The following is an 8,208-nucleotide window of genomic DNA, read 5'->3' as shown; positions in this document are numbered from 1 at the left end:
AGACATTGAATTTACCCACTACAAGCCAATCACCTACCCAGTGATGATGGATGGGATGTGGCCGGAACATGCATAACCAAGTGGTCAACGGGACGCCAACTACGCTGCGCTCCGTTGGCGCCCATTACCACCGGCGTTAGGAAATAATACTATGAAACCATTGTTCACAATTCACGCTGGCGAGTATGTTTTCGGTGAGTTTATTGAGAAAAACTACCCAGCTGCCCGCCTTTGGATTCCTGCGAAAGATACAGGAATTGATTTTTTAGTAACTAAGGAGCCAGTAAAAGGCACTGTATCTATTCAGGTAAAAATGTCTAAAGATTACCGGCCAGCCTTTGCAGAATCTTCGTTTGAGAAAAACCTGATAGCGGGTGGCTGGTTTGTTTTTAGTCATTCCGCTCTTGAAAACTCCCCAGCTGATATCTGGAGCATAATTTTAATTTCACACGAGCGTAAATCGAAGCCTGTGTTCATTAATATCCCGCCAAAACAGCTATTGGCGAGGTTGATTGAAATTCACGGAGTGAGAAAAAATTACCATATCTACCCGTGGCTTTTTGACAATGAGCATAATGAGCGTTGCATTGAGGGTCGGGGAATGAAGAAAAAGGATAAAGAGGCTTTCGCTAATAACCAATTTGATCTGGGAAGCAGAGACATAAGCCAGTTTTATGATAACTGGGACTTTATGAACATTTTGGAATAGCCTTCACCGTTCCTAACAAATGCAGGTTGTCGGACGAGTACTACGCTCCGCTTCGTACTCGCCGCAACTGCAAGCGTTAAATGCCTAGAGGGATCTATGTCAGAGATAGCCAAAACCCCTGAGTCGCCGTATTACGCGGTCATTTTCAGTAGCCATCGCACCGAAGGCGACAATGGCTACGGGGAAATGGCGGACAGAATGGTTGAGTTGGCTGCAACCCAACCGGGCTTCTTGGGTATGGAGTCTGTGCGCGAGGATTTGGGTATCACCGTATCCTATTGGGAAAGCTTGGAGTCGATCACCAATTGGAAAAAGAACGCCGAGCACCGAGAAGCTCAGCGACTTGGCCACCAAAAATGGTACTCCACCTTTCGGGTTCGTATTGCGAGGGTAGAGCGTGAGTACGGCATTTAACCAGTCAATTAAGTACGTTCCCGGCCTAGCGGCCGTCCACCGGACGTCCCTGACGGGCCGCCGCTTATTTCAGCGTTAAGTTTTTCAAGTTTGGGAGGCTCAGGCGCAGAATACTCACTTTGCGAGAGTGAACTCTGATCCTGAATCCCTCCCCGGAGCGTTGGCAAACGCTCCGTTAGGTGGCCAATGACCTGTGTCTGGAGAATCCTGGATTTCGCAACCAGCTCTTCCGACCAGTAAATCAGTAACCACCAAAGCACGGCCACATGTTTTATGTAGTCGCGCAGGCCTGCGAGACTGCAAATTCTGGTGTATTGTCATGAAGATGCATATCGCAATCGAGGTGAAGGTGAATGTAGCAAGCGTAATTACAGCCCTTTCAGGATTCGTTTTTACAATTGCTGTTATTTGCCAAAGCCTCAGCTAAAGTCCTTGGGGTTGGCTTCGGTCAGCCCCAAGGCATCCAAAACTTAACAAGGCGCAGCAGTTCGCGGCCGATGGCCGCCGGACGCCCTTTCCGTGGCTCCTTTGTCGCCACTCCAAGGTCGCCGCTGTGCTTCGGCGTTATGCGCTTTGACACCTGATACGTTACAGGGTACATTCAAGGAATGATTCGAAGCTTCAAACACAAGGGCTTGGCAAAATTCTTCAAGTCCGGCAGTACTGCAGGGATTCAGGCCGCTCATGAAAAGAGGCTTCGGCTAATTCTCGGTAGATTGAATGCAGCATCGAATGCCAAAGATATGGACTTACCCGGTCTTCGCTTGCATGAGCTCTCTGGCAATCGTGCCGGAATCTGGTCAGTGACCGTCAGCGGTAACTGGCGAGTGACCTTCCGGTTCGAAGACGGAGATGCCGAGATTGTGAACTACGAAGATTATCACTGAGGTACCGCCAATGTTAATGCACAACCCTCCGCACCCGGGTGAAGTGCTGCGAGAGCTTTGTCTTGAGCCCCTTGGCCTTTCTGTCACAGCAGCAGCAGAGGCATTGGGCGTTAGCCGCAAAACGCTGAGTGCCGTGTTGAATGGCAAGGCCGGCATTAGTCCAGAAATGGCGATCCGGCTCTCTATCGCTTTCGATACCTCGGCAGAAAGCTGGCTAAATCAGCAGTCCCAATATGAACTTTGGCATGCTGAACAACATCGCAAAGAGCTCAACGTGAAGAAGCTTGTTGCAGCCTGAGGCAGCACATAACCAGGCCATGCACCGGATGCCAAAACCTCCGCTTCGCTGCGGTTCTGTCACCGGTGATGGCGGGCGTTATGCAGTCATTCCTTCGTCTCGTTGACAAGCGTCACGTGACGAAATACACTTTGTTTCATGATCAAATCCTTCGCTGACAAACGAACCCAAGAACTCTACGCCAAGGGCAAGTCAAAGAAATTTCCTGCGGATGTTGCACCGAGAGCCGCTAGAAAACTTGAATACGTGGATCTGGCCGTACAGCTTGAGGATTTGAAAGTGCCGCCCGGCAATCGCCTTCACCCACTGTCGGGAAACAGGCAGGGGCAGCACGCAATTTCAATCAATGATCAGTGGCGTATCTGTTTTCGTTTTGAAGGTGGCGATGCGTATGAAGTCGAAGTGTGTGACTACCACTGAGTGAGGTGATGACCATGGCTATTCTTAATACTGCTGGCATGCAGCGCAAACCGACTCATCCTGGCGAAATGCTGAGGGAAGACTTTCTTCCGGACTATGGTCTGACGGTTTCGGGGTTGGCCGAATCTTTGGGTGTCTCTCGTCAGTCAGTGAATGAACTATTGCGGGAACGCCGTGCTGTCAGCCCTGAAATGGCGCTCAGGCTTGCGCGTTTGTTTGGTAACTCGCCAGAATTCTGGCTGAACGCACAGCGGTCTGTTGATCTTTGGACTGCTGCGCAGTCGGTCAAGGAAGAAGTGGATCGAATCAAGCCGCTACATGCTGCATAACCAAGCCATGCACCGGATGCCAAAACCTCCGCTTCGCTCTGGTTTTGTCACCGGTGATGGTGGGCGTTAGCACCAAAAAGTTTAGCTATGGCAAAAGTTAAGAAACAGCTCACTCCGGCCCAAAAGAGTGCAAAGAAAGCCGCGCAAGCAGATCGGCAAAGGAAGTACCAGTGGGTCTTTATGAACGGTAAGCAAGCCAGAATAAAGCGGCCACCAACTGTGGATGGCATGCCTGTAGACCAGTTCATTGAGGAGAATGCTGATCCGGTATGGCTCCACCAGAACGAGCTATGGGAGCTGATGCCGATTGAAGACGATCTTTTTGGTTCTGAGCCGTCTACGGAATCAAGTGAAACAGAAGATGAGAACGGAATACCATTTTGACTTGGGTCACAGGTATTTAGTTGAGCAGTGCTAACCAGTCGCTCAAGTACGTTCCCGGCCTGACGGCCGTCCACCGGATGCCCTTGTCAGGGCACCGCTTAGTTTCGCGTTAGCTGTGATTGCCCCACCTGAAGAGTGATACTATAGTGTCACTATTAGTCTGATTTAGGGTGAGCCCATGAAAGTTGAGCTTGTTACGAACCTCAAGCGCCAAGCCACAAAGATTCTGGCAGATCTGCACTTGTCTAAGGAGCCGATACTGATCACGGAGCATGGTCAGCCATCGGCATATCTTGTCGATGTGCAGGATTATGAGTTTATGCAGCGCCGACTTGAGCTGCTTGAGGGGCTATCACGGGGAGAGCGTGCTGTACTTGAGGGAAGAACGTACAGCCAAAGTGAGGCCAGGGAGAAAATGAGTAAATGGCTGAAGTAATCTGGACGGAGCCTGCCCTTCAAGAACTGGATGCCATAGCTGAGTACATTGCTCTGGATAATCCTGTTGCCGCAAGTCATCTGGTCCAGGAAGTTTTCGATAAGACCGAGCGTTTGGAAGATTTTCCCCAATCCGGACGGATTCCTCCAGAACTCCCTAATTCAGTATACAGGGAGGTAGTGGTTCCACCGTGTCGCATTTTTTATCGTGAGGATGATCAGCGAGTTCTCATTCTCTATGTTATGCGAGAGGAGCGACAGCTTCGGGCGTACATGCTTGGGAACAGCTAACCAGGCGCGTCACTGGGATGCCTTTGTCTCCGCTTCGCTACGTCAAAGTTACCGGTGCGCTTCGGCGTTATGTTTCTTTACTGCACCTGTTAACTGGTGCTATTAATGGCACCAAATCGTTGGCTGGGTAATCACTATGCAAGTGAAATTTTCCGAGGATGTCATTCCTCTATCAGACCTTAAAATCAATCCCGGAAAGGTGGTTGGTCGAGCGCAGGACACGCATCGTCCAATCCTGCTCACCAGCCGTGGCCGCGGCATAGCTGTTGTTCAGGGGCTCGAGGATTATGAGAGAACCGCAGAGGAATTGAGGTTTGTAAAGGCGGTGGCGGGGGGGCTTATGGATGTTCGCGAGGGCAACACCGTATCGTTGGAGGACGCCAAGAAAACGTTGGGTATCAAGTAAATGGAACTACGCTTAGCACAGTCTGCTCTCGAGGACTTACAGGCTATTCAGGAGTATTACAAAGAGCAGGATGTGCCACATATCGGTGATGATTTCGTGGCTGCTATCCTAGAGCACTGTGAAATGCTTCAAATCCACCCGGATGCTGGCCGAGTTGTTCCTGAATTCAACATGGATCATATTCGTGAATTGATTCACGCGCCGTTTCGAGTTGTCTATCTCAGGCAGGCTAAAGAGGTTCTGCTTATACGAGTCTGGCGGAGTGAGAGGCAGCTCGAATTACCAGCAAACGAAACATAACATTGCGGAGGCTGTGAAACGGCATAAACAGGAGAAGTGGCTGAAAGAGAATGCCAAAGCTCTGGCAAGTTCGAACGCATACGTTGAAGCTAACGGTTTGCCTCTCGCGCGGCACCGTCAATTCTGATGGCCCGCTTCGGCATGAGCGTCTAACATGATGGCTTTGCCTCCATGAGGTTGCCGCATCCTGCCAGTGTTAAAAGCCGGTGATCGCCAGGTCCAGAGCCCCGATAATTAGGTCTCTAACATGCGAGAGAGAGCCGATGGGATTCCGTAGATGTTTTTCAGGCACCGACGAAATCTGTGGCGTTAACAGCAATAGCGCCTGATCGCCAAAGCTGATTTCAGGAGTGAGTCCTTGCATGGTGTCGTTGCCGAAGGCGGAACGGTTTCCCAGCGGGATGACGATGCGGGTGGTCAGTTCGCTTAGCAAACTGCTTTGAACATCCACAAGGTAGGGGTAGTGCGCTTTGCTGGTTTTGCTTGGGTTGGGGTATACGTCGAATTGTGCCATTAAAACTCCCTGAATTCGTCGCCAAAGCATCCGTGTCGTTCGACAAAATCGTTATAACTTTTTATCGCAGCTCGATTTTCTTCGACCCATCGCTGCGCTTCGCATTGGGAAAGCTCTTCTTTCAGCGCTCGCTCCAGGGTGGCAGACAGGTTAATGTTCAATTCACGTGTCCTGCGCAGCAGGTCGCTATTGATGGAGAGATTCGCTGCTTTTTTGGGTGCGGCTGCATCGTAGAGTTCGGCCATCGTCGCCTCCTGGTGGCTCTTGATGTATAGTCTGATTTTATGCGCATGGAAATGCGCATTCAAGCATGCCTCGTTGCTTCGAACGCCATCCCTTCAAGCTCATTGTTGACTCGTCAATCAGATATGAACCTACTCTTCCTCGGCACCTCCGCCGGAGTCCCAACCAAAACAAGAAACGTGTCTGGCGTCGCTTTGCATGAAAGCAAGGGCAAGGGTTGGTATCTGGTCGATTGTGGCGAGGGCACGCAGCATCAGGTGTTGCACACCAAGCTGACGTTTCATTCGCTGAAGGCCATTTTGATTACCCATGTGCACGGCGACCACTGCTACGGGCTGCCGGGCATTCTGGCCAGTGCGGCCATGGGTGGGCGCACGGCGCCGCTGCCCCTTGTGGCCCCCAAGGGTATCCAAACCTGGCTGGAAGCCACCTGTGCGGTCACCCAGCTTTGCCTGCTCTTCGCGCTGGAATTCAGATGAATGAACCCAAAGGAGATACCCCATGCAAAAGGTAAGAATCGACCTAGTATCTGATGTGGCCTGCCCGTGGTGCGCCATTGGCTACCGACGCTTGGAGCAGGCGTTAGAGACACTCAAGGGCGAGATCGACGTCGAGCTGGTCTGGCAGCCTTTCGAACTGAATCGGGACATGCCGCCCGAGGGCGAGCCGATTCTGGAGCATCTATGCCGCAAGTACGGCAAGGACGCGGCCACCATGGAACAGTCCCAGCGCGAGATCATGGCTGCCGCCGAAGCGCTTGGCCTGAATTTCCGTGGCGCGCTGGAGCGCCGAGCGAACAACACCTTCACCGCGCACCGTGTGCTGGCCTGGGCCGGCACGCAGCATCAGGAAACGGCGCTTCAACTGGCGCTGTTCGAGGCCTACTTCGGTGAGGCGAAAAATCCCGCCGCCCCCTTGGTGCTTCGCGAAAAAGCTATCGAGGTGGGGCTGGATGGCGACACCGCCGAGGCCATCGCTCGCTCCGATCAGTACACCGAAGAAGTGCGTGAAGCCGAGCAGCGCTTTATGGACATGGGCGTCAGTGCCGTGCCTGCATTTATTCTCGATGGCCGCTACCTGATTTCCGGCGCCCAGCCCACCGATGTGCTGGTCGATGCGCTGCGTCAGGTGGCTGAAGAGAACGCCAGCGGCTAATGTGTGAAAAGCGCTGCCTGAAGTATGTGGTATCGGGATCCGGTGGGCGACGAAGGTCTGCGCTGCTGGCTGACAGTCGTGTTTACCGGAGATCTGGAGTAGCCAGATGGAGCTTTCACAACCAACAATGCAACGAGTAAGGGAGTCATGATGCAAAGGATGCAAGTGCGCCCGCTGATGGCTAGTTTGTTGGCGCTATTGGGGTTATGGATGGCACTACGTCCACTACCGGATGCCGCCGTTTCTCTGTTGATCGCTCTGGCTGGCCAAGAGGACATTTCTTCAAGCGTATTGATGGCTCAGTTTGTGCATTTTTTTAGCAATACTCTGATCGGGCTGAGTCTTATTCTGTGGCGTGAGGCATTGAGCCGATGGCTGGTGCCGCAAGGGGCAGGTGTATTGGTAAGCCCCCGGGCCTGCATGGCGGTGGGGACAGCGCTCATGGGTATTTATTTTATCGCTGCTGGCACGGTGCTGTTGGGGGAGTTTCTCGCGCAACAGCGGCCAAACGCTAGCGCTTACTTGTTAGGGCGTGGGGGGACTTCTGTGGTCGTGGGAGCCGTTTTGCTTTTAAGCTCAGCGGGGGGCAGCCGGTTATGGGCGCTACTGTTAAAACTGCGAAGTGCCGGATGGCGGTAAGCATGTGAGCCTCTGATAGAGTCCGGAGCCTTGTCTGCTGCCTTCGCAATACACTCTCTTTCTTGTGACCAGAAGGTGGAAGTGCATCCATGAAAACCATCGGCTTGATCGGCGGCATGAGCTGGGAGTCCACTCAAACCTACTACCGCCTCGTCAACCAGCATGTGCGCACGGCCGCTGGGCGGGCTGCACTCTGCCAGGGTGGTGCTGTACAGCGCGGATTTTGCCGAGATAGAGGCGCTGCAGCATCAGGGTAACTGGCAGGCGACTGCCGAGATATTGGCAGCGGCGGTCTCCATTCCGCTATTGCATATCGCCGATGCCACGGCCCAGGTGCTGCAACGCCAGGGCATTGCCTGCGTAGGTTTGCTGGGCACGCGGTTTACCATGGAACAGGCGTTTTATCAGTTAGCGCGGAAAACCTCGTACTTTTAGTGCGAGGATGGATAGCGCGGCGTCCGCCAGGACGCCTTGTGTTTTGCATCCTTACAATATTTCGTCTAAAGTGTAAAGAATGAAAGCCGAACGCGCCTACCAATACCGCTTCTATCCCACGCCTGAGCAAGCAGCCTTGCTGGCGCGGACGTTTGGGTGCGTGCGGTTTGTCTGGAACGCGGTGCTGCGCTATCGCACCGACGCGTTTTATCAGCGTCAGGAAAAGATCGGCTATAACGATGCCAGCGCGTTCCTAACACAGTTAAAGAAGCAGCCGGACACCGCCTTTCTAGCCGAGGTTAGTTCGGTGCCACTGCAACAATGCTTGCGCCATCAACAAAGTGCGTTC

At 52.8% G+C, this 8,208-nt stretch carries 17 protein-coding genes and 2 pseudogenes; 17 read left to right on the top strand and 2 right to left on the bottom strand.

The genetic code is table 11. The annotated features are described in order from the left end of the window. Positions 1-151 precede the first annotated feature (151 nt). From AC13CY_RS03570 to AC13CY_RS03515, 12 genes are all read left to right on the top strand, one after another. Positions 152-709 (top strand): hypothetical protein, encoded by a 558-nt coding sequence (locus AC13CY_RS03570; protein ID WP_483052293.1) that lies wholly within the window; start codon positions 152-154, stop codon positions 707-709. Positions 710-805: 96 nt separating this feature from the next. Next, complete coding sequence (locus AC13CY_RS03565; RefSeq protein WP_483052292.1) at positions 806-1,123, top strand: antibiotic biosynthesis monooxygenase family protein; 318 nt, start codon at positions 806-808, stop codon at positions 1,121-1,123. A gap of 608 nt (positions 1,124-1,731) precedes the next feature. After that, entirely contained in the window at positions 1,732-2,010 is a 279-nt protein-coding gene (locus tag AC13CY_RS03560; protein ID WP_008174254.1) for a type II toxin-antitoxin system RelE/ParE family toxin, read from the top strand. 10 nt (positions 2,011-2,020) lie between these two features. Then, positions 2,021-2,308 carry a HigA family addiction module antitoxin gene (locus AC13CY_RS03555; protein ID WP_036148342.1) on the top strand — a complete coding sequence of 96 codons (288 nt, stop codon included), beginning with the start codon at positions 2,021-2,023 and terminating at the stop codon, positions 2,306-2,308. Between the two features lie 138 nt (positions 2,309-2,446). Then, the gene (locus tag AC13CY_RS03550; RefSeq protein ID WP_054641815.1) at positions 2,447-2,728 is read left to right on the top strand and encodes a type II toxin-antitoxin system RelE/ParE family toxin; all 282 of its coding nucleotides are present in this window, start codon (positions 2,447-2,449) and stop codon (positions 2,726-2,728) included. A 14-nt stretch (positions 2,729-2,742) separates the two neighbouring features. After that, a complete protein-coding gene (locus tag AC13CY_RS03545; RefSeq protein ID WP_008174257.1) occupies positions 2,743-3,057 on the top strand; it encodes a HigA family addiction module antitoxin in 315 nt (104 codons plus the stop codon). 87 nt (positions 3,058-3,144) lie between these two features. Next, on the top strand, positions 3,145-3,441 hold the full coding sequence (locus AC13CY_RS03540) for a hypothetical protein (protein WP_054641812.1): 297 nt from the start codon (positions 3,145-3,147) through the stop codon (positions 3,439-3,441). 178 nt (positions 3,442-3,619) lie between these two features. Then, a complete protein-coding gene (locus tag AC13CY_RS03535) occupies positions 3,620-3,877 on the top strand; it encodes a type II toxin-antitoxin system Phd/YefM family antitoxin (RefSeq protein WP_022992576.1) in 258 nt (85 codons plus the stop codon). Continuing rightward, positions 3,865-4,167 (top strand): type II toxin-antitoxin system RelE/ParE family toxin, encoded by a 303-nt coding sequence (locus tag AC13CY_RS03530; protein ID WP_054641811.1) that lies wholly within the window; start codon positions 3,865-3,867, stop codon positions 4,165-4,167. The genes AC13CY_RS03535 and AC13CY_RS03530 overlap by 13 nt, the downstream gene beginning before the upstream one ends. Positions 4,168-4,303: 136 nt before the next feature. After that, complete coding sequence (locus AC13CY_RS03525; RefSeq protein WP_213262743.1) at positions 4,304-4,573, top strand: type II toxin-antitoxin system prevent-host-death family antitoxin; 270 nt, start codon at positions 4,304-4,306, stop codon at positions 4,571-4,573. Next, entirely contained in the window at positions 4,574-4,873 is a 300-nt protein-coding gene (locus tag AC13CY_RS03520) for a type II toxin-antitoxin system RelE/ParE family toxin (protein WP_062373125.1), read from the top strand. Next, positions 4,836-5,000, top strand: a complete 165-nt coding sequence (locus AC13CY_RS03515) for a type II toxin-antitoxin system CcdA family antitoxin (protein WP_269474860.1) — start codon at positions 4,836-4,838, stop codon at positions 4,998-5,000. Before AC13CY_RS03520 ends, AC13CY_RS03515 begins: the two co-directional genes overlap by 38 nt. 69 nt (positions 5,001-5,069) lie before the next feature. Here AC13CY_RS03515 and AC13CY_RS03510 read toward each other — a convergent pair whose 3' ends face one another. Next, positions 5,070-5,387 (bottom strand): CcdB family protein, encoded by a 318-nt coding sequence (locus AC13CY_RS03510; protein WP_062373121.1) that lies wholly within the window; start codon positions 5,385-5,387, stop codon positions 5,070-5,072. Continuing rightward, the gene (locus tag AC13CY_RS03505; protein WP_172515451.1) at positions 5,387-5,632 is read right to left on the bottom strand and encodes a type II toxin-antitoxin system CcdA family antitoxin; all 246 of its coding nucleotides are present in this window, start codon (positions 5,630-5,632) and stop codon (positions 5,387-5,389) included. The genes AC13CY_RS03510 and AC13CY_RS03505 overlap by 1 nt, the downstream gene beginning before the upstream one ends. Before the next feature lie 123 nt (positions 5,633-5,755). Here AC13CY_RS03505 and AC13CY_RS03500 point away from each other — a divergent pair. The 5 genes and pseudogenes from AC13CY_RS03500 to AC13CY_RS03480 all read left to right on the top strand — a co-directional run. Then, a pseudogene (locus tag AC13CY_RS03500) lies at positions 5,756-6,103 on the top strand (MBL fold metallo-hydrolase); the annotation flags it as partial. 28 nt (positions 6,104-6,131) lie between these two features. After that, on the top strand, positions 6,132-6,785 hold the full coding sequence (locus AC13CY_RS03495; RefSeq protein ID WP_273424854.1) for a DsbA family oxidoreductase: 654 nt from the start codon (positions 6,132-6,134) through the stop codon (positions 6,783-6,785). A 150-nt stretch (positions 6,786-6,935) separates the two neighbouring features. Further along, a complete protein-coding gene (locus tag AC13CY_RS03490; protein WP_089675732.1) occupies positions 6,936-7,424 on the top strand; it encodes a hypothetical protein in 489 nt (162 codons plus the stop codon). 89 nt (positions 7,425-7,513) lie between these two features. Beyond that, positions 7,514-7,832: pseudogene (locus tag AC13CY_RS03485) on the top strand (aspartate/glutamate racemase family protein); the annotation flags it as partial. A 106-nt stretch (positions 7,833-7,938) separates the two neighbouring features. Then, a partial coding sequence (locus tag AC13CY_RS03480) for a helix-turn-helix domain-containing protein (RefSeq protein ID WP_483052291.1) occupies positions 7,939-8,208 on the top strand: 270 nt, incomplete at its 3' end.

The organism is Vreelandella sp. L-15, assembly GCF_056857635.1.
This window is presented reverse-complemented; position numbering and strand designations above follow the sequence as displayed.